Below are 20326 nucleotides of genomic sequence, written 5' to 3'. Positions count from 1 at the left end.
TTAGGATAAAACTCTTTTAATACGTTCGATTGCCCAATCTAGCTCTTCTTTAGTGATCACTAGCGGCGGAGCAAAGCGGATAACTGTATCATGTGTTTCTTTACACAGTAATTTTTCTTCTTTTAGTTTTTCACAATAAGGTCTTGCCTCTTCAGTTAATTCCAATCCAATAAATAAGCCTCTTCCACGAATATCTTTAATCATAGGATTATTGATTTCTTTTAAACTGTCCATGAAATATTGTCCTAGCTCTAATGAACGTTCTGCCAATTTCTCATCTTCAAGAACTTCCAATGAAGCGATGGAAACCGCACACGCCAATGGATTACCACCGAATGTCGAACCATGTGAACCCGGGTTGAATACACCAAGGATTTCACGGTTTGCAGCTACGCAAGAGATTGGGAAAACCCCACCGCCAAGCGCCTTGCCTAAAATGTACATATCCGGAACTACTCCATCCCAGTCAGAGGCGAACATTTTTCCTGAACGTCCAAGTCCTGATTGAATTTCATCTGAAACGAATAGAACATTATTTTCTTTACATAGTTCAAAAGCTTCTTTTAAAAATCCTTGTGGTGGTATGATGATTCCCGCTTCACCTTGGATCGGTTCGATTAAGAATCCAGCCGTTTGCGGTGTAATTGCTGCTTTCAATGCATCAAGATCGCCATAAGGGATTAGTTTGACTCCCGGTAACATCGGTCCAAAGCCTCTTCTATATTCTTCATCAGACGACAAGGATACAGCTGCCATTGTACGGCCATGGAAATTTCCTATACAAGCAATGATTTCCGCTTGGTTTTCAGCGATTCCTTTAACATCATAACCCCAGCGCCTAACTGCCTTGATTGCAGTTTCAACGGCTTCAGCACCCGTATTCATCGGCAGTGCCATATCTTTTTGCGTAAGACGGGAAACCATTTCATACCATGGGCCTAATTTATCACTATGAAACGCACGGGACGTTAACGTTACGCGATCAGCTTGTTTTTTTAATTCTTCGATGATTTTCGGATGTCTGTGGCCTTGATTCACTGCTGAATAGGCACTTAGCATATCCATATATTTGTTTCCTTCAGGATCTTCCACCCAAACTCCTTCTGCCTTCGAAATGACGATTGGAAGTGGATTATAATTGTTTGCACCATATTGTTCCGTTTGCTCGATTAATTTTTCCGTTACTGTTGTCATGTTGATTCCCCCTAAAATTATAGCGTTTCAGATGTTGTTTTTCCTTGAAGATGCAGAACTAAATAATCAGGACCGCCTGCTTTTGAATCTGTACCTGACATATTGAATCCGCCGAATGGCTGGTATCCTACAATGGCACCAGTACAACCACGATTGAAGTACAAGTTCCCTACGTGGAAATCCTCACGTGCTTGTTCGATATGTTCAATATTGTTCGAGATGACCGCACCTGTTAACCCATAATCCGTGTTATTGGCAATCTCGATTGCATGATTGAAATCTTTTGCCTTACAGAACGCAACCACTGGCCCGAAAATCTCTTCTTTCATGACACGTGAATTCTCATCTACATCGGCAATGATCGTTGGCTGGATGAAGAAACCTTTTGAATTGTCTCCTTCTCCACCTGCAACAAGTTTCCCTTCTTTTTTACCGATTTCAACATAGCTCATGACTTTGTCGTAAGCTGCTTGGTCGATGACCGGCCCCATGAAGTTGTTTAAATCTGTTGGTTCCCCGACTGTTTTTTCTTTCGTTAATTCAATGACACGATTCAAGACTTGGTCATATACATCTTCCACTACGACGGTACGTGAACAAGCAGAACATTTTTGACCGGAGAATCCGAAAGCAGAAGCGACGATTGATTGTGCCGCCAATTCCAGATCAGCCTCTTTATCAACAACGATTGTATCTTTACCGCCCATTTCAGCGATGACACGCTTCAACCAGATTTGACCTTCATGAACTTTTGCCGCACGCTCATAAATACGGATTCCAACATCACGAGATCCTGTAAAGCTGATGAAACGTGTACGGGGATGATCTACCAAATAATCGCCAACTTCAGCACCGCTTCCTGGAATGAAGTTCACAACGCCTGCAGGTAAGCCCGCTTCTTCCAACACTTCAATGAATTTAGCTGCAATAACCGGTGTTGTACTGGCTGGTTTCAATAAGACTGTATTACCTGAAACAAGTGCTGCCGTCGTCATGCCTGCCATGATCGCAAACGGGAAATTCCATGGTGAGATGATGACACCGACACCAAGTGGAACATAGGTGAAAGCATTGTGTTCAATCGGGCGGCTTTCCACTGGCATGCCGTCTTTAAGCTTCAGCATTTGACGAGCGTAATATTCCATGAAGTCGATCGCTTCCGCTGTATCTGCATCCGCTTCATTCCAAGGCTTTCCTGCCTCTTTAACCAATAGAGCCGAGAAATAATGTTTTCTTCTGCGAACGATGGCTGCAGTCCTGAATAAAATATTTGCCCGGACTTCCGCTTTCGTTTTTCTCCAAGTTTGGAATGTCTTATCTGCCGCTTGCATGGCTTGCTCAGCAAGATCTTTATTTGCTTTGGACACGGTTCCAATAACTTCTTCTTTATTTGCTGGGTTTACAGAGGTAATGACTTCATCAGTGAACACTTTTTCACCATTAATGACTAGCGGGTATTTCTTCCCTAAATCATTAGCTACATCATTCAATGCCGCTTGAAAAGATTTATTGTTTTCTTCGATTTTAAAATTAGTAAATGGTTCGTGTTTATATGTTTGGACCATTATGGCTCATCTCCCTAAAGTTTATGTTTTTATTTCACACTTATTTAATAAGCAAGTTCCGTGCCAACTTTTCATTTTTTCGAAAAAATATTGTTATTTTTTGAAATATGCAATGAAATTCAGCACTTTGGGGGCAAAACAGACAAAGAATGCCATTATTTTTTGCTCTAATCCCTATTTTTGTCACTTAAACCTTACACTTTTTATTAATGCAAGATTCATGCCAAGCCGAAATAACATAAAAAACAACGATTTTTCACTTTTTCCGCAAAATATTTTTGCACTTTAATGCAAAATAATCTTGCTGTGCAAATTTTAATTGCGCCTTTTCTTCAATTCCTCTACAATAGCTCTATGAAATGAAAAACGGGAGGTATTCATGTATTTAGATCAAATCGTTAAAATAGAAGGTTTCCAAACCATCCTCCATTCACTTGTGGACGTAATCGATATCGGGTTACATATAATCGATATCAAAGGTCGAACCATTGTATATAACAAGAAAATGGCTGAAATTGAAGGCATGGATTCAGAAGAGGTATTAGGGAAAAAGATTCACGAGATCTTTATATTCAAGGAAGAAACGGAGAGCACATTAATACGGGCGCTTCATTCTGGAAGGAAAACCGAAAACTCGAAGCAGACCTACTTCAATAATCTCGGACAAGAAATTACAACAATCAATAATACGTTTCCTATTTTGGATCAGAACCAAAATATCATTGGAGCCATTGAAGTGGCAAAGGATATAACGAATCTTGAAAGAATCATTAAAGATAATATCTTGAATAAGGGCGATACGAAATATACGTTTGACAGCATCATTGGAACCAGTGAGAATTTCTTGGAAGTCATTGAAAAAAGCAAGCGTTCGACCAGGACTACATCCTCCATCCTCATCGTCGGGGAGACGGGAACGGGAAAAGAACTCTTTGCCCAGAGCATCCATAATGGAAGCAGCCGTTCGACACATCCTTTCATTAGCCAAAACTGTGCTGCCCTTCCAGATAGTCTTATTGAAGGAATTCTTTTTGGTACGAAGAAAGGGGCCTTCACCGGATCGATTGAAAGGCCTGGTTTATTCGAACAGGCACAAGGCGGGACCATTCTTCTCGATGAAATCAATTCCTTAAATCCGAATATGCAGGCGAAATTATTAAGGGCCCTTCAAGAAAGGACGATTCGCCGTGTTGGGGACACAAAAGATAAAAAAATTGACGTACGGGTCATAGCAACGATAAATGAAGATCCAATAGATGCCATTTCAAATGATCATTTACGAAAGGATTTATATTATCGATTAAGCGTCGTATCGTTATTCATCCCACCTCTTCGTGAACGGAAAGAGGATATTCCTTTGCTGGCACAATCATTCATCGAGAAATTCAATGCGCTGTTCGAATTGAATATTGAAGGGATCAGCGAGGAGGTCTACTCGCTTTTTTATGATTATGATTGGCCAGGGAACGTAAGGGAACTTGAACATATCATCGAAGGGGCCATGAATTTAATGGAACCGGACGATACAAAGATTTCCATTACGCATCTTCCCACTTTATTTAAAAAGAAAGCACATTTGGAGGACACTCATTTTGATAAAAAAGATGACCTTACAAATGGAGAATTACAGGAGACTACCTTATCTCTTGATGATTATATCGCTAATACGGAGAAGCTATACTTGGAGAAAATATTAAAGGAGCATGGCATGAATATCTCTCAAGCAGCAAAAGCCCTGAATATTAGCCGGCAAAGTCTTCAATACCGTTTGAAAAAGTATCAGGTCAAATAACGGCTTACCAAAAGACGGGCCCCCCACAGATGTGGAGGGCCCTCTTTGCTTGCATATCCATTTTTGAAAACCTAGTAATCAGAATGTTTCAGCCGCTTTTACAACGTTTTCCAAACCATCAGCGATGATTTGTTGTGTCCGATCAGGATACTGATTATGTCCTTCAATGACCACAACGTCCGGATTGTTGATTCCCCACAGGCCAATGATACTTTTTACTAAATTGACTGCCATTTCAGCAGAAGCCATTCCTTCTAATGCATAATCCGAACCGCGCGCATTCAATAGCATGACCTTTTTATCACCAGCATACCCCACTGGGCCTTCTGCTGTATAATTGAACATTTTACCTGCTTGTGCCAAATAGGAAAGATATGTGATTAGCGGTGCAGGAACCGTTGAGTTCCATAAAGGGAAAGCGAATACCACTTTATCCATCGCAAGGAATTGATTTAAATAGCGATCAACCAGATTGGCCGCTTTTTCTTCTTCAGCTGTCAGTTCAAGACCTTGGTTGCGTTTATACAAACCAGTAATGGCAGTATTTCCGTAGTAAGGAAGGTCCTCTTTAAATAAATCCAACTCAATCACTTCATCTGTATGGTGGGTCTCTTTATATGCTTTTAAAAATGTGTCATACATGTTTGAGCTGATAGCTTGTTCTGCAGGACGATCGTTCACTTTAACGAATAATACTTTTGTCATTTTTGCATTCTCCCCTGTAGCAGCTTCTTTATTTCCAAATAATCTACTAAAAAATCCCATATTTCCTCCCCATTGCTTTCTGCTTTAAATTCAGACGACTAAATGAATCTCATTGCCAGATGGATCTGTTACGGCGAAAAACCCTTCTTTTTCCGTGACGGCAGCTCCGATTCCTTTTAGTTGCTCCGTTACTTTGTTTCTCGCATCTTCATCTGCAAAAACGAGGGTATACCAGTTCAGCCCGACACTATTTTCCTTTGGAGTAGGAGCGCCAACACCATTCCATGTGTTCAACCCAATGTGATGATGATATCCGCCGGTTGAAGTAAAGAGCGCTCCTCCATATCGATTCACAACGGTAAACCCAAGACCTTGCATGTAAAACTCCTCCGTTTTCCGTAAATCCGATACATGCAGATGTATATGCCCCATTAGAGTACCTGCAGGCAGTTTGCTCCACTCACCATCGCTTTCTTTCAGCAGGTCATTCCCATCCAACGGATCCGTGCCCATTGCGACTTCCCCATCGGACCATCTCCAATCAGTGGATGGCCGGTCAGAGTATACTTCAATGCCATTGCCATCCGGATCGGTAATGTACAGCGCTTCACTCACTTCATGATCCCCCGCTCCAAATGGATATTTCGTTTGAAGTAAATGGCGCAAAAAAGTCGATAAATCGGCACGGCTTGGCAGCAAAAGGGCAAAGTGATATAAGCCCGTCGTCCGCCCTTCTTTCGGAATCACATCAGCAGGCTGCTCAAGTGTCAGCAACGGGTTTTTTCCATCTGTCGTCAAAACAGCTTGTCGGTCGGTTTTCTTCAATACTTGAAGACCAATGATATCTCGGTAAAACGTGATGGCATTATTTAAATCCAAAACATTTATACTGACTTCGCCAACAAAAGTAATTGGTTTTTGATGAAAATTTTTATCCATATTGTCACTTCCCTTTTTTATTGAAAATCATGTTATCCAAAGAAAGAACCGTGGTGTTTGCACACGCTAGATAGACAGACATGGCAAGCAGTGCCAAGTCCAGTTCGTAGCCCGCCGCTTGCCCGTTGCCAAGAAAACCAGCAGGCAATTTAGCCATGAAAACCGCTCCAACCAAAATGACCGCGAACAAGACGGAAACGATACGTGTTCCAAAACCAAGTATAACCGCAAGTCCTCCGATTAATTCGATACCTGCAACGATATATGCCATGAACCCCGGAATACCAAGGCTATCAAAAAAACCAGCCGTGTTACCTATTCCCCCTTGAAACTTTGAAACGCCGTGAATGAAAAAAGTAAGACCTAGTATAATTCTTAAAAAAACTTGACCTGCATCATTTTTATTCATGTATGAACTCTCCTTTTGTTGGTTACTTTATGTAAGTAATTATATTTTAATAAGCTTATAATGTCAAGTAAGTTTATTGGAATTTCTTTTTTCCCCTAAATAAAACGAATTGCCGAAGCAACTCGTTCCATGGTGTCACTATTTAAATGTGTAATAAATGGTTGAATTGATGATGAAAGAATCCGCAATGGTTCTCCCGACTTCCTCACATGCCACTATACTGAATTTTGTTGCATCAACGGGCTCATATAATAATTGATGAATACCGTCCACCGACCGTATTGCGACAGTTGCGTCAGGGTTTGTCTGAAATATCCGTTCCAGTATTTCTGCTTTATTAGGAACCAGGCTGGCAATCCATACAATATCGAACTCCGTGTAGTCATGAAGGGCGCCATCATTCAAGATATAGTCTGAATTCCCTTCGTTATCCAGTTCTTGGACGATGCGCCGGCCAAGTGAATGGGCTTGTTCATCTATATCGAGACATGTCATTTTCGCACCCAACTCCCGTTGCAGCAGCAAAGGACTTAATGGCAGAGGCCCCGTCCCTACAAATGCAAATGATTGAATATCTTTTTTCACCTTTTTCAATTCACTGATTTCCGTTTGAATCAGTTCTTTGTAGTTATCCCAATAAATGAAAGAACGGAAGTCATCCAGGGTGTTCACACTGCCAACAAATAATTTGGCATAATGATTCTCCATCAATGTTTCAGCAATCGTCAGCTTTTCAAGCATGGTACCCCGAATCGATCGGATTTCATCATGGTTGAGAATTTCTTCTGCCACATGCTGATCCAAAGGTTTCGAAATCATCGAAACCAGTTCGGTTAAAACGCGATTGATGATTTCGTTATTTGGTGATAAATCATCTTCTTCTAGTAAAATTTTATAAGTATCCATATATGTATGAATGATTTTTTCCTGGTTTCTAGACAATTTGATCGTTTTCAAGGCGCACACTCCTATTAGGGAATAATTTTTTGCTTAACCGTGGTATATACAATGCCAAAAATACCGAACGTCCTAGGCTGAATACAGTAAAGGCCAGCCATAATGCATGGTTTTGATATGCCGGCACAAAAATATAAAGTGTTATCATGAAGGCAATCAAGGAATAGATCATCGAGTTACGAATAGGGGCAGCTTCTGTTGCCCCAGTAAAAACACCGTAGAAAACGATGCCTACACTGGCAGATAGAGGGAACAAAATAAGCCAGATCCCATAAATGTTTGCCAGCTCAATGACACTTGGTATCCGTGTGAAAAGCGATAGGATGATATCACCGCATAAATAGTAACTGACGGCAATCATCAGGGAGGACAGAACACCCCACTGCAACGAAAGGATCAGGGTCTTCTTATATAAGGGCTTATCTCCCGCACCAATCGCTTTTCCCACAAGAATGCTTGAAGCATTTGCGAGCCCGTCAAAGAAGTAAGCCATCATATAGTGAATTTGGATGAGTACGGCATTCGCCGCCAATATCTCCGTCCCATATGAGGCCCCCTTTGCCGTGAAGATATTAAAAACGGCCAACAGGCAAAGCGTCCTGATGAATAAATCCCGATTCACCGACATCATTTTCTTAATGGATGAAGAATCGAACATCTCTTTCAACGGGGGCATTTCCATTCGATGCGGCGACGCTTTCACAATAATGATCAGTCCAATGAAAAAGGCCGTCACTTCCGAAAGGAGGGTCGCTATCGCTACCCCTGGCACGCCCCATTGGAATCCATGAACAAATAGGAAATCCAAGGCAATGTTCATCAGGTTCATGAACACCTGTAACAATAGCGAAACCTTGATCTTGGACATCCCCATCAGCCAACCCAATATGACGTAATTCATCAAGGTGAATGGGACTCCCCATATTCGAATGCTGAAGTATTCAGCCGCATACCTTCGAACCTCAGCATCGGGATTCATCAGGGTTAAGGAAACTTGTTCAATAGGCCCCTGAAGCAGGATGAAACCTCCCCCTGCAACAATTGCCAGTATAAACGGCCTTAAAAAGGCTAAAATGCCTTGCTTCCCGTCGTTTGCCCCAAGTGCTTGTGCAGCAAATCCCGAAGTGCTCACCCGCAAAAAACCAAACAGCCAATACAAGGTATTGAAAATAACCGTACCTATAGCTACGCCGCCCAAATAAGCAGGGTTTGGTAACTGACCCACAACAGCGGTGTCCACCGCACCTATCAATGGCGTCGTTATCGTCGATATGGTCAGAGGAATGGCCAAGGCCAAATATGATCGATGGTTCACCCTACTTCCTCCTTAAGTATCAAACTCTCATTTAATCGAAATCATTACGATTTAAAACCCAAATAAACACAACTTCACTATTCAAACATCGAAATCAGTTCTTTTGTGTATGAATGGCGATCGCTGCAAAAAAGCTGTTCTTTTTCGAAAGAATCCACAATTACACCCCCTTTCATCACTATGATCTGATGGCTCATCTCCTGTACTGCCGGCAGATCATGAGAAATAAAAAGGTATGAAATGTCCAAAGTCTCCCGCAGCCCGCCTAACAATTTCAGCACCTCCGCTTGTGACAGTACGTCCAGGCTTGAAGCCGGTTCATCCAATATAATGAGGGCCGGTTCAATGCTGATTGCGCGTGCAATGGTCACCCGCTGCTTTTGTCCGCCGCTTAGCTCATGCGGGTAACGTTCAGCAAAACTCTTTGGAAGCCCCACAGATTCCAGCAGCTGTCCGATAAAGTTCGCTTCACTTGTATACGTAAAATGTTTCAGATTGACCTGGCTGCCAAATTGAAGATACGGATCCATTAGTGAATCTTTTATTCTTAGTTTTGGATTCAAAGCAGTTGCAGGATTTTGCAAAACGGCCTGGATGTTCTTGCGATACGGTTTTAATCTGCGTTCGCTTTTGTTTTGCAGCGCGTTTCCTTCAAATAGGATGCTGCCCTGGTCAAAAGAGTCAATCTGAAGGATGAGTCTTGCCAGTGTGCTTTTTCCGCAGCCGCTCTCTCCCACTAAACCAAGGCATTCTTTCCTTTCGATGCTAAAATTTACGTCCTTTAGTATTTTAATTCCGTTAGCATAGGTTTTATGGACATTTCGTACATCTAATAAACTCATCCCGACACTCCTTCAAGCCTGCATGTACTTCTTTTGAGTGATGGCGCTGATTGAATCAGCCTCCTCGTATAAGGATGCTGCGGATGATCCAGCACCAGATTTTTATCACCGGCTTCAATAATGGCTCCGTCTTTCATAACTGCAATGCGGTCCGCATATTTCTTCACATGACGCAAATCATGGGTGATGAACAAGATTGCACATCCAGTTTCTTTTTGGAGCTTTGATAACAGCTGTAAGACCTTAAAGGAAGATACACTGTCCAAGGCTGTGGTCGGTTCATCCGCTATCAAGATATCCGGTTCAAGCAGCAGGGCTATTGAAATGGATACGCGTTGAAGCTGCCCACCGCTTAATTGAAAAGGGTATTTGCTGTAGATATCTTCATTCAGGCCCACCGATATGAGCGCCTCGACTGCTTGCTTGCACCTTGCCTTTTTAGAAAGGTTCAAATGTGTTCGCTGATATTCCTCGAAATGTTGACCGATGGTAAGGAACGGTGTGAATGAACCCTGGTAATCTTGAAAAATATAAGCCAGGCACTTTCCGCGAATCTTCCTGATTTCTGAGGAAGATAGCGTTAATAAATTCTTTTCCCCGTACCATATTTCCCCCCTCGCTTCGAGATTGGATGCAAGCAGCTGACATATTGCCATGGCCGTCATGCTTTTGCCGCTCCCACTTTGTCCGACAAGTGCGAACCACTCACCTTCCTGCACATCTAATGAAAGATCCTTGACGATATGATTTTGCTTCCCCATGATATACAGCTGCCTCACTGATAAAATGCTCATGATTCCACCTCCTTTTTCACATCGAATGCATCGCGCAAATAATCACCGAGTATGTTGGATAGAAGGACGACAAATACGATGGCCAGCCCCGGGTAAATCATCAGCAACATATTGGATTGAAAGTATGGACGGGCATCATTCAGCATGGCTCCCCACTCTGGTGCCGGCGGCTGCGCCCCGAGCCCGATATATGATAAGGAAGATATGAGCAAAATGATTTTTCCTAAATCGAGGCTAGAAAGGACCAGCACGTTCCCGATAAGGTGAGGAAATAGATGCTTCCGCATGATCCCAAATGAACTTAATCCATTGATTTTAGCAACTGTGACATAGTCCTTCTGATGTTCGGTGATCACCGTACTTCGCACAAGCCGGGCATAATTCACCCATTTCACTAGAACGATCGCCAACAGGAGATTTTCGATTCCTGGTCCTAATAAACCACTAAGCACAATGGCAACGATCGTATCAGGGAATGCGAGAAACGCGTCTGCAATGCGCATGAAAATCCGATCTATCAGACCTCCTTTAAAACCAGCAATCACCCCGAACGGGACGCCGATGATAACCGCGGCAAACAGAGATAAGAGACCATAGCCAACCGTCAGCTGTGCGCCAAGCAAAAGACGTGTCAATACATCACGCCCTAGATGATCCGTCCCTAACGGATGTTCCATGCTTGCCGGCCATAGCCTTTCTCCCAGATTGACCAGCGCCGGATCATGTTTCAGAATAAGTAAGGTGTAAGCCGCAACGGCAAGGACTGTAGCCATCACCGTAAAAAGGACTGTCATTCTCCAGCGCCTTTTGGATTTTTTTTTGATAACTAACTCCATTTTCCATGCTTCCTTTCCTTCAGTCTTAGCTCCGGATTTAAATAGCGATAAGATAAATCCACGGCACTATTAACCATGAATACAATGATGGCCATGACCAACAGGTACCCTTGGATGACTGGATAATCCCGTGACCGAATCGAGTCCACGACCATCTTACCTATGCCTGGATAGGCAAAAATCACTTCGATCACCACTACACCGCCGATCAGGCTGCCAAGGCTGACACCGAATACGGTAATGACCGGGGGCAAGCTATAACGAAATGCATGGGCAAAGAATATCCGTATTTCTGATATCCCCCTAGATCGGGCAGCCCTGATGAAATCATGACTTAGGGAATCTATTAAACTCGAACGCAGCAAACGCACGTACACACTTGTGATGGCCAGCCCCAACGTGACCGACGGCAGAATCAAAGAACGAAATCCGTCCCTGCCCATTGTTGGAAGGACCCCCCATCGTACCGCAAATAGATCTATCAAGAGCAGCCCCAGCCAAAAGCTAGGAATGGCTGCGCCCAACAAAGAAACGGCACGGCTTATCTGATCAATCCAGCTTCCCCTGTATAATGCAGCAAGCGAACCTAATGGAATGGCTATACCAAGCATCACAAGCAATGCGCCAACCGCCAGCTCAAGTGTTGCAGGCAGCCCGCTCATGATCATCTTCATCACAGGCTGATTCGTCAGATAGGAATGCCCGAAATCCAATTGGATAAAGTCCGCAAACCAATCGCCATACTGCACTAACAGCGGATCATTGAACCCCAATTCTTCACGAAGCTCATTGACTTGCTCGTTTGTGATCGACACATCATCCACTTGAAGTATCGAGAGAATTGGGTCCCCTGGAGCAAGCCTAACAAAAAGGAAAGAGATGAATGTAATCACAAGGACAAAAATCACGACCTCAATGAATCGCCGGACTAAGATGCGAAACATTCACTTCACATCCAGTTCATTCGTCAGCATGTAGTATTCGCTTCTCGAAGTGATCCAGTTTTCAACTTTATCGGCATCATAAGCAACAAGTGTATTCGGATGTAAAATGAATGAATTATACACCTGTTCATCCACATACATCGCAATCTCCTCAGCTAAATCCGAGCGCTTCTCCTGTCCGACCGTTACATTCAGCTCATCAATCAGGGACGTCAGGTGATCATCATTGGCCCCACTGAAGTTCAAGGCTCCCTTTGGATGATAAGTAGCATTTAAATAATAACCGGCATCCCCACGCGGAGCCGTTAAATTGCTGTAGGTCGTTAAATCCCAATCGCGATTGGCTGCCATATACTCTTCAGGGATTTCTATTTGCTTGATTTTCACATCAATCCCCAACTGGCCGGCATCCGATTGAAAAACTTGGGCAATTAACGGCAGGTCGGCACGTGAACTGTATGTAAGAAGTGTAAACGTTAACGGTTTGCCGTCTTTTAGCATGACACCATCCACTTTCTTATATCCCGCCTGATCAAGAAACCCCTTAGCCGCTTCCATTCCATTCTCCTTTTTCGGATAGTCCGGAGCAAACGAGAATGTGGATGGAAATGGCCCTGTTGCCACTTCTGCATGACCATGTAAAATCGTATTCGCAATGGATGAACGGTCGATCAAGGCATCTATCGCCTTTCGGACGTGTATGTCCTGCAATGCTTTACGTTCCAAATTCATCGTCATTTGATGTACGCGGAAAGTGGATGTCGATTCAACCTTCACACCATCTATCGCCTCTAAATTTTCCAGGCTTTCCACTTCCGGACGGAAAACAATATCGGCGTCTCCCGATTCAAGGGCAAGAGACCGTGCATTGGCATCTTCATTAAACGAAAACCTGGCTCTCTCAAGCTTTGCTGCTCCATCCCAGTAAGACTCATACCGTATTAAATCAACAGCCGTACCTGGTATGAATTTCGAAACGGCAAATGGCCCTGTCCCTATCGGCTTGTTTATATAGTCACTTTCCTTCACGTCAATAATCGATGTATTTGGATGGACCAATTCAGAAGGAAACTCAGGAAAAGGAACCTCCGTCTTAATGGTCAGCGCATTCCCGTCCGCTTCAATCGACTCAATGCGCAAAGCATTCTTGATCGCCAGACTATCTTTCATCGCCCTCTCCAAGGATGCCTTCACCGCTTTGCCATCCATCGGCTTTCCATTCTGAAAAGTCACACCCTCCCTTAACTCAAAATTCCATAATTGACCATCCTTGCTATCCCAGCTTTTCGCCAGCCAAGGTTCGATGGTCAAATCCTCATCATTGAGATGCACCAATGTCTCAGTGATGCCAGCCCTTAGTGACACATAACTAGTATCAACATTCGGATCAAGCGAACTAGTCGCAAAATTAAAAAGCAAGTTCACTTCCTTCTTCTCTTTCCCTTGCTCTTTAGCTGACTCTGTAGAACAAGCAGCCAAAAGAAAGAATGATAAACATACAATAAAAATCGATTTATATTTTCTGAACACGGTATATTTCCTCCATTACCTCAACTATTTTAATTAGCAGCTTTAAAATCGTATTGATTACGATTTATATTGTAGCTTTGCTTTACTATCATGACAAACCACGTAATGCATTGCCGAAAGCTTATCCGAAATGAAACCTATGTAATGCTCCTCGAGAGTAAACATCCACTCACGAGTAAACGTGTTAAACTCACGAGTATTTGCTTCAAACTCACGAGTATTTGCTCCAAACTCACGGGTAAATGCACTAAATTCACGAGTAAACGCACTAAATTCACGAGTAAACGCACTAAACTCACGAGTAAACGCACTAAACTCACGAGTAAACGCACTAAACTCACGAGTAAACGCACTAAACTCACGAGTAAACGCACTAAACTCACGAGTAAACGCACTAAACTCACGAGTATCAGCTCTAAATCTCTTACAATAGCTGCAAAATCTTGAGTAAATGCTCCAAACTCTCGATTTACTGCACTAATCCACCTTTTGTAAAACCTAATCTCGAGCAATTCCCTATATTTTCAACATTAATACCCCCTTCTCCAAACAAATCAAAATGATTACGATTTACACTTTAAGAAAGTTTAAAGGTCACTCTTGTCTTGACTGTCTCTCATTATAAAACGTAATGATTACTGTTTACAAGGTTTTTTTATAAGCTTTCTAGGTTATGCTGCTTATCGGAAGATATGTTCCTTTTATAATTGGCATTTGATTAAGAAAAAACTCCTGAAAAAAGATTTCAGGAGTTCTTCGGCTTTTATTTCAAGTTGTTGTAATGATTGACAACCTCTTTGGTTATTTCACTGCTTTCGTCCAATCCACTTACTTCCTTAAGAACGCCAGCTATACCCTTTTCTTTGATCATTGCTTGCAGCTTAACCGCTTCTTCATCTTCGTTAAAATCAAACAGCAAGGCGGCTGCTATGGCCTTCGCCAAATTCGTATAGGAAAGTCCGGCTTTCTTCGCTTCTACGGCGGGACGTACGAGACGGTCGTTCGGTCCAAGCTTACGCAGCGGTGAACGGCCCACTCTATTCACTGAGTCATTTAAGTACGAATTTTTAAATCGATTAATGATTTTTTCTATATAGTACTGATGTTCATCGGCATCCAACCCATATTGCTTTATTAAATAAGCGCCCGTTTCCCCTAATGTTTTCTTGACTTGCTCTACAACGCCTTCGTCTTCCAATGATTGGTCAATCGTCGATTTGTTATCTTTGAGATAGCCGAGGTAAGCAATGACGGCATGTCCTGTATTAACGGTAAACAGTTTTCTCTCAATGAATGGAGCGAGTTCTTTTACAATGGTCATCCCCTCAACGGCAGGAATGTTTTCATTCGTTTCAACGACCCATTCATAATAAGGTTCGACCAAAACATCGAGTGATCCTTCGTTATTTTGCAAAGGAACGATTCGATCGACAGCTGAATTAAAGAAGAAAACTTTATCAGTTAAGCTTGCCTTCGTATCTTGATCCAATTTTTCTAGAATGTATCCTTCTAAAAGGTCCGTTGCCGATATTTGGTTTTCGCAAGCGATCACATATAGCTTTTCATCGGTTTCCTTCACTCTTGAAGCCAATCCTTTTGCAATTAAGGGAGCGATATGAGGCAAAATATTCGGTCCGATTGCCGTGGTAAGGTAGGTTGCTTCGGAAATGGCCTTTATGATTTCCTCTTCCTGCTTTAAGCTATTTAAGCCTGAAACATTTTCTATAGTGACCGATTCTTGTTGTTCAGTTGCCAATTTGACTTGATATCGCTTTTTATCATTTAACTGATCGATGATTTGATCAGCAATATCTACAAATGTTACATGATATCCAGACTGTGAAAAGAGTGCTCCTATAAATCCTCTTCCAATGTTTCCTGCACCAAAATGTACTGCTTGTTTCATTACAATCATCCCTTTATCAAGTTAGTATATAAATAGTCCAAAAATACAGCTTCCAATCTTCTGCTGATCATTTTTTCGTCCGAAGATGAAAAAATCATGATCGATTCATTACTTTCAATCAAGCTTGAACTTATTAAGCTGACGATTTCCTGCTGCTTCACACTCAATTCTTCAGGGGCAAGCATCAGCAGCAAGTTCTTCATATGGACGTCTTGCCCGTCCATACCTTTGACGAGACAATCTTCCTCCAAGTGGGTTACCTGGAATATCAATTCTTTCACGTTGTTATGCCTGGTATGAAATAGACCCATTCCAGTGCCTGGAATGCCTAAACCACCTTTTTTCTCCCGTTCATTCAGGGATCTAATTACATCATCCGCACCCATTAGCAGTTCTTCCTTCTCAGCCATCCTGACCATTTCTTTAATGATTTCTGGATGTCCTTTCAGATGCGGCAGCCGATAAAACCGGAAATTATCCATGATCGACTCGATGTTCCGCTGGACATCTTTCAATTCCTGAAGAACTTCTTTTAATTCGCCATCCTCTTTTTTCGGGTGGAAATCCTTGTTGGCTGAATGACTGCTATAACGCTTATTCTTCGTGAAGTTTTCGATATTCTTCCTTAAATAATTCCTGATGTTCAATATATTCTCTTCACTCAAAAGAGGGGATACAAGGATATAATCCATATCGATATACGGAAGCCGGACGGTAGAAATGATTACGTCATAGTTTTTCAGACTGCCCTGCTGCTGGATGTCTTTGATCGTCTTGATTTCTACAGTCTCGATTTCGATGATTTCTTTTTTGATCCGGCTTGCAAGCATCTTTGACGTACCTATACCTGTCGGGCAAACGATGAGTGCCCTTATTGATATTTCTTCCTCCCGCAGCACCAATGCAGATCCGAAATGAAGGACGATGAAGGCTATTTCATCCTCAGGAAAATCTTTAATTTCTTTGAATCCCTTTTCCAGACTGGTCTTTACTGCCAAAAAGAGAACCGGATACTTTCGTTTGATATCTTCGGTTAAGGGGTTGTACAATCCCATGTCCTGTTTGATCCGGAAAAGCGATGGTTCCATATGGGCCAGGAGCCCTTGATACAACGGGAAATCCTTGGTCAAGTCGATTTGCAGTTGTGCCGAAACATCTTTTATCAGGTTTCTTATCAGCTGGCCCAGCAACACACTGTCATATGGAACGGCATCAGCCGCATGAAGCTTGGAGCCTTTAAGTATGGCTGCCAGGTAGCTTATATCATCAATGGTAAAAGAGACTTCCAGCATGGTCCTGAGTTCCTTGCCTATTTTATTCATGAGATTATTCTCATCCGAAAGTTCGCTCATTTTCTTGAAGTCCTTCTCCAAAAAAAATTGGCTTTCATTCCTTTGCAGGGTTACATAAATATGTACAATTAACCCTATATACCCACTATCCGCCAGGCGAGAATGGACACTATTAAAGGTAGAATTCAGCACCCCATCGATAGCCAGAAGATAGTCGGGATCGAAATAGTCGAGGATTTTTGCTTCTGGGAACTTTCCCTCTTGCAACAAAAATAAACTTTCAATCAACTCTTCATTAAAAAAGTGCAAGAAATAGGCTGCCTGGGCTTTCCGTTTATTTTCTTCAGTGCCGGCAAGCTCAATTCCGACTCCCCTTTTTCTGGTAATCACGATATTAAAATTCTTTAACCATTCAGTCAGTTCGTCCAAATAGGTTGTAAGAGTCGTAATGCTTATACCGAGATGCCCCGCAAGAACTTGCGTTTTATATGATTCTTCCTGCAGTAATGCTAAAAGGAGATGCAACTTTCGTTCTTGTGGTGTTTGATCGACCGGATGATTCCCCATCAGATGCTGTACAAGCCGAAAGATTTGTTCATTCTTCCCATCGATGGATAGCCCTTCATGTGTATTGCGTGTTAAATGCAACTCAAATGATTGCAGGATTTTTTCGATGGACTTCAGATCACGCTGAACCGTCCGGACACTTACATTCAGATGTGTCGCAATGGATGTGGCCGTATGTTTTCCTGAAGTTTTAATGATCAATTCTATGATTGATTTTTCCCTTGAAGTAATATACATGCTACCAACTCATTTCAGGTGGAGTAACACGAGAAAATACTGAATAGAAAAGCGTAAAACGCTTTTCTATTCTAGGTGAAGAGTATTTATTTATTTTCAATATTGATAATATCCATCAATTCCCTGGCTGATGTGGCTTTAACCATCTTTTCAATATTCTCCATCTCAGAGCAGGTAACTGCAATGCCAGAAAGTATTTCAAGATGTGTCCCATCCTTGCCGGCAATACCGAATATCAATCGTGCCTTTTGGCCGTCGAAGTCGACACCATCCGGAATCTGCAGAACGGTGAATCCAGATTTAAGGACATCTTTCTTCGCTTCCTCGGTTCCGTGTGGAATGGCTACATCATTGCCCATATAGGTTGAAGTCAGTTCATCACGTGCAATCATTGCTTCAATGTAACTTTCCTTAACGTAACCTGCATTGAACAAAGCCCTTCCCGCAAAGCGGATCGCTTCTTCCTTATTGGCGAAATGTTGATTAAGGAAGACATTCTCTTCGCGAAGCAATTCATTATCTTCCTGTTCATCTTCTACGATGCCAGGTTCAATGGAATGTTCACGAACACCTGGAACTTTCTCTTCAGCATCTTCGACAATCTCATGAAACTCATCTGTACCGTCATCCTGAAGCCGTGCAAGCAATGAATCATACTCAGGGCTTGATAAGAAGTTATCGACGGAAATATGATAAGCATTCGGCACTTTATTCTGTGCCCTTGGAGTTAACTCTTCCTGTGTAATGACGATTTGTGCATCAGCAGGAAGGTTGCTGATCGCTGTATTGGTAACTGCGATATTCAAGCCAGCTTCCTTCACTTTCTTACGAAGCAGGGAAGCTCCCATTGCACTTGATCCCATCCCAGCATCACAAGCAAATATGATTTTGCTGACGTTTGTTGGCAAATTCCCTGGTTCTGAAGCAAATACATCCGCAACAGAGCTTTTCTTTCCTTTCATTTCTTGCATTTTTTTCGCGGCATCTTCAATATTCTCATCCGACTTCTTTCCTGTTTTCAAGATGAATGCACCGACGATGAATGAAACAAGGGCCGCTACGATCACGCCTGCAAAGTTCGCAATATATGCGCCCGCATTATGCGGAGTTACCGCTGTAATAGCTAGAATGCTTCCTGGTGAAGCTGGAGCGAATAATCCGCCGCCTAAAAGGACCAAAGTGAAAACTCCGCTCATTCCTCCAAGGATGACCGCTAAAAATAACATCGGCTTCATTAGAATGTAAGGGAAATAGATCTCATGGATACCGCCAAAGAAATGAATGATGGCAGCTCCAGGCGCCGATTTCTTTGCAGTGCCCTTTCCAAAAAAGCAATAGGCAAGCAGAACGCCTATACCAGGTCCTGGATTCGATTCAAGTAAAAACAGGATGGAAGCGCCGGTTTGTTTAACTTGCTCAACACCGATTGGTGATAGTACACCATGATTAATGGCATTGTTCAAGAACAATACCTTAGCTGGCTCGATCAGGATACTCGTAAGTGGCAGTAAACCTGTCCCTACAAGCCAATCAACTCCTGCTACAAGCCATCCGGTAAATACGTTAACAGCTGGCCCGATCGCCAAGAAGGATAGAATGGACAGCAAGCCGCCAAGTATCCCAGCCGAGAAATTATTAACAAGCATTTCAAAGCCGGCTTTTATTTTCCCTTCAATCAGTTGATCGAATTTCTTGATGACGTAACCGCCAAACGGTCCCATTATCATCGCACCAAGGAACATCGGGATGTCAGATCCAACGATGACACCCATTGTCGCAATGGCACCCACTACGCCACCTCGGTGGTCATGGACTAACTTACCACCTGTATACCCAATTAAAAGCGGCAGTAAAAATGTAACCATTGGTGTAACCATTTTGGCAAGGCTTTCATTTGGCAAGAAACCAGATGGAATGAATAGGGCAGTGATTAACCCCCAAGCTATGAAAGCTGAAATATTTGGCATGACCATTGAACTTAGAAAGTTACCGAACTTTTGAACTGCAACTTTTATATTAAAGTGAGCCATTTGCACTCTTCCCTTCATATTAATATAGTTTCCATTAATGTTAATGTACGTGCCAGCCGCATTCAACAAAAGAAAAAGCTAACTTTGTCGCAAAAGAGAAGACAAACATAATGTTTCTCGTTTTTCCATTTTTATTCAGTCCATGATGGATGACAAAATCGAGTAGGAGGAGGCGCCTAGCCTCCGACCTCTCACACCACCGTACATACTGTTCGGTATACGGCGGTTCAGTTTACGTCTGACGTAGTTTTGTATATCGTTCATATAGATTTACTAACCCTTGGTGGTGCCAATAAACATTATTAAGGGTTTTGTCTAGAATAGGACTATGCGCTATGCGCCAAAAACCCTTTCTGCTATTTCCCCATTCATATGCTTTTCCAAATGGGACGCCTAATCCTTTGAGTTTCCTCACTCTCGTTCTTGGCAATTTCCATTGTTTCCATAGGCACATCCTGAGTCTTCTTCGAAT

Annotated in this window: 17 protein-coding genes and 1 pseudogene; 1 reads left to right on the top strand and 17 read right to left on the bottom strand. The window is 42.5% G+C overall.

Translation table 11 applies throughout. The annotated features are described in order from the left end of the window. Nucleotides 1–1194, bottom strand: coding sequence for an ornithine--oxo-acid transaminase (locus LQ203_RS20985; protein WP_230161007.1), 1194 nt, complete (start codon nt 1192–1194; stop codon nt 1–3). Between the two features lie 17 nt (nt 1195–1211). Then, a complete protein-coding gene (gene pruA, locus LQ203_RS20980; RefSeq protein WP_230161005.1) occupies nt 1212–2759 on the bottom strand; it encodes an L-glutamate gamma-semialdehyde dehydrogenase in 1548 nt (515 codons plus the stop codon). A gap of 379 nt (nt 2760–3138) precedes the next feature. Here pruA and LQ203_RS20975 point away from each other — a divergent pair, with 379 nt between their 5' ends. Continuing rightward, on the top strand, nt 3139–4551 hold the full coding sequence (locus tag LQ203_RS20975) for a sigma 54-interacting transcriptional regulator (RefSeq protein WP_230161002.1): 1413 nt from the start codon (nt 3139–3141) through the stop codon (nt 4549–4551). A 78-nt stretch (nt 4552–4629) separates the two neighbouring features. On the opposite strand, the gene LQ203_RS20970 is transcribed toward LQ203_RS20975, so the two are convergent. From LQ203_RS20970 to LQ203_RS20900, 15 genes and pseudogenes are all read right to left on the bottom strand, one after another. Continuing rightward, the gene (locus tag LQ203_RS20970; protein WP_230161000.1) at nt 4630–5316 is read right to left on the bottom strand and encodes an FMN-dependent NADH-azoreductase; all 687 of its coding nucleotides are present in this window, start codon (nt 5314–5316) and stop codon (nt 4630–4632) included. Nucleotides 5317–5346: 30 nt separating this feature from the next. Then, nucleotides 5347–6195, bottom strand: coding sequence for a VOC family protein (locus tag LQ203_RS20965; RefSeq protein WP_230160998.1), 849 nt, complete (start codon nt 6193–6195; stop codon nt 5347–5349). 4 nt (nt 6196–6199) lie between these two features. After that, nucleotides 6200–6604, bottom strand: coding sequence for a DoxX family protein (locus tag LQ203_RS20960; protein WP_230160997.1), 405 nt, complete (start codon nt 6602–6604; stop codon nt 6200–6202). A gap of 138 nt (nt 6605–6742) precedes the next feature. Next, nucleotides 6743–7561 carry a nicotianamine synthase family protein gene (locus LQ203_RS20955; RefSeq protein ID WP_230160995.1) on the bottom strand — a complete coding sequence of 273 codons (819 nt, stop codon included), beginning with the start codon at nt 7559–7561 and terminating at the stop codon, nt 6743–6745. Further along, nucleotides 7539–8876 carry an MATE family efflux transporter gene (locus LQ203_RS20950; protein WP_230160993.1) on the bottom strand — a complete coding sequence of 446 codons (1338 nt, stop codon included), beginning with the start codon at nt 8874–8876 and terminating at the stop codon, nt 7539–7541. Before LQ203_RS20950 ends, LQ203_RS20955 begins: the two co-directional genes overlap by 23 nt. A gap of 77 nt (nt 8877–8953) precedes the next feature. Continuing rightward, nucleotides 8954–9718 (bottom strand): dipeptide/oligopeptide/nickel ABC transporter ATP-binding protein, encoded by a 765-nt coding sequence (locus LQ203_RS20945; protein ID WP_230160991.1) that lies wholly within the window; start codon nt 9716–9718, stop codon nt 8954–8956. Next, nucleotides 9715–10512, bottom strand: coding sequence for an ABC transporter ATP-binding protein (locus tag LQ203_RS20940; RefSeq protein ID WP_230160989.1), 798 nt, complete (start codon nt 10510–10512; stop codon nt 9715–9717). Before LQ203_RS20940 ends, LQ203_RS20945 begins: the two co-directional genes overlap by 4 nt. After that, the gene (gene nikC / locus LQ203_RS20935) at nt 10509–11285 is read right to left on the bottom strand and encodes a nickel transporter permease (protein WP_230161133.1); all 777 of its coding nucleotides are present in this window, start codon (nt 11283–11285) and stop codon (nt 10509–10511) included. The genes LQ203_RS20940 and nikC overlap by 4 nt, the downstream gene beginning before the upstream one ends. A gap of 53 nt (nt 11286–11338) precedes the next feature. Continuing rightward, nucleotides 11339–12292 carry a nickel ABC transporter permease gene (gene nikB, locus LQ203_RS20930; RefSeq protein WP_230160986.1) on the bottom strand — a complete coding sequence of 318 codons (954 nt, stop codon included), beginning with the start codon at nt 12290–12292 and terminating at the stop codon, nt 11339–11341. Continuing rightward, nucleotides 12293–13822, bottom strand: a complete 1530-nt coding sequence (gene nikA, locus LQ203_RS20925) for a nickel ABC transporter substrate-binding protein (protein ID WP_230160984.1) — start codon at nt 13820–13822, stop codon at nt 12293–12295. Between the two features lie 137 nt (nt 13823–13959). After that, a complete protein-coding gene (locus tag LQ203_RS20920; protein WP_230160982.1) occupies nt 13960–14334 on the bottom strand; it encodes a hypothetical protein in 375 nt (124 codons plus the stop codon). Between the two features lie 251 nt (nt 14335–14585). Then, the gene (locus LQ203_RS20915) at nt 14586–15728 is read right to left on the bottom strand and encodes a mannitol-1-phosphate 5-dehydrogenase (protein ID WP_230160981.1); all 1143 of its coding nucleotides are present in this window, start codon (nt 15726–15728) and stop codon (nt 14586–14588) included. A gap of 5 nt (nt 15729–15733) precedes the next feature. Next, nucleotides 15734–17824 carry a BglG family transcription antiterminator gene (locus LQ203_RS20910; protein ID WP_230160979.1) on the bottom strand — a complete coding sequence of 697 codons (2091 nt, stop codon included), beginning with the start codon at nt 17822–17824 and terminating at the stop codon, nt 15734–15736. Nucleotides 17825–17910: 86 nt separating this feature from the next. Beyond that, a complete protein-coding gene (locus tag LQ203_RS20905; protein WP_230160977.1) occupies nt 17911–19854 on the bottom strand; it encodes a PTS mannitol transporter subunit IICBA in 1944 nt (647 codons plus the stop codon). Nucleotides 19855–20086: 232 nt separating this feature from the next. Continuing rightward, nucleotides 20087–20326: pseudogene (locus tag LQ203_RS20900) on the bottom strand (group II intron reverse transcriptase/maturase); the annotation flags it as partial.

The organism is Peribacillus sp. Bi96 (genome assembly GCF_918698115.1).
GTDB lineage: Bacteria > Bacillota > Bacilli > Bacillales > DSM-1321 > Peribacillus.
This window is presented reverse-complemented; position numbering and strand designations above follow the sequence as displayed.

Coding starts and splice junctions, on each gene's coding strand:
- LQ203_RS20985 (WP_230161007.1), bottom strand. CDS start 1,194: ATGACAACAGTAACGGAAAAATTAATCGAGCAAACGGAACAATATGGT.
- pruA (WP_230161005.1), bottom strand. CDS start 2,759: ATGGTCCAAACATATAAACACGAACCATTTACTAATTTTAAAATCGAA.
- LQ203_RS20975 (WP_230161002.1), top strand. CDS start 3,139: ATGTATTTAGATCAAATCGTTAAAATAGAAGGTTTCCAAACCATCCTC.
- LQ203_RS20970 (WP_230161000.1), bottom strand. CDS start 5,316: ATGGGATTTTTTAGTAGATTATTTGGAAATAAAGAAGCTGCTACAGGG.
- LQ203_RS20965 (WP_230160998.1), bottom strand. CDS start 6,195: ATGGATAAAAATTTTCATCAAAAACCAATTACTTTTGTTGGCGAAGTC.
- LQ203_RS20960 (WP_230160997.1), bottom strand. CDS start 6,604: ATGAATAAAAATGATGCAGGTCAAGTTTTTTTAAGAATTATACTAGGT.
- LQ203_RS20945 (WP_230160991.1), bottom strand. CDS start 9,718: ATGAGTTTATTAGATGTACGAAATGTCCATAAAACCTATGCTAACGGA.
- LQ203_RS20940 (WP_230160989.1), bottom strand. CDS start 10,512: ATGAGCATTTTATCAGTGAGGCAGCTGTATATCATGGGGAAGCAAAAT.
- nikC (WP_230161133.1), bottom strand. CDS start 11,285: ATGGCTACAGTCCTTGCCGTTGCGGCTTACACCTTACTTATTCTGAAA.
- nikB (WP_230160986.1), bottom strand. CDS start 12,292: ATGTTTCGCATCTTAGTCCGGCGATTCATTGAGGTCGTGATTTTTGTC.
- LQ203_RS20915 (WP_230160981.1), bottom strand. CDS start 15,728: ATGAAACAAGCAGTACATTTTGGTGCAGGAAACATTGGAAGAGGATTT.
- LQ203_RS20910 (WP_230160979.1), bottom strand. CDS start 17,824: ATGTATATTACTTCAAGGGAAAAATCAATCATAGAATTGATCATTAAA.
- LQ203_RS20905 (WP_230160977.1), bottom strand. CDS start 19,854: ATGGCTCACTTTAATATAAAAGTTGCAGTTCAAAAGTTCGGTAACTTT.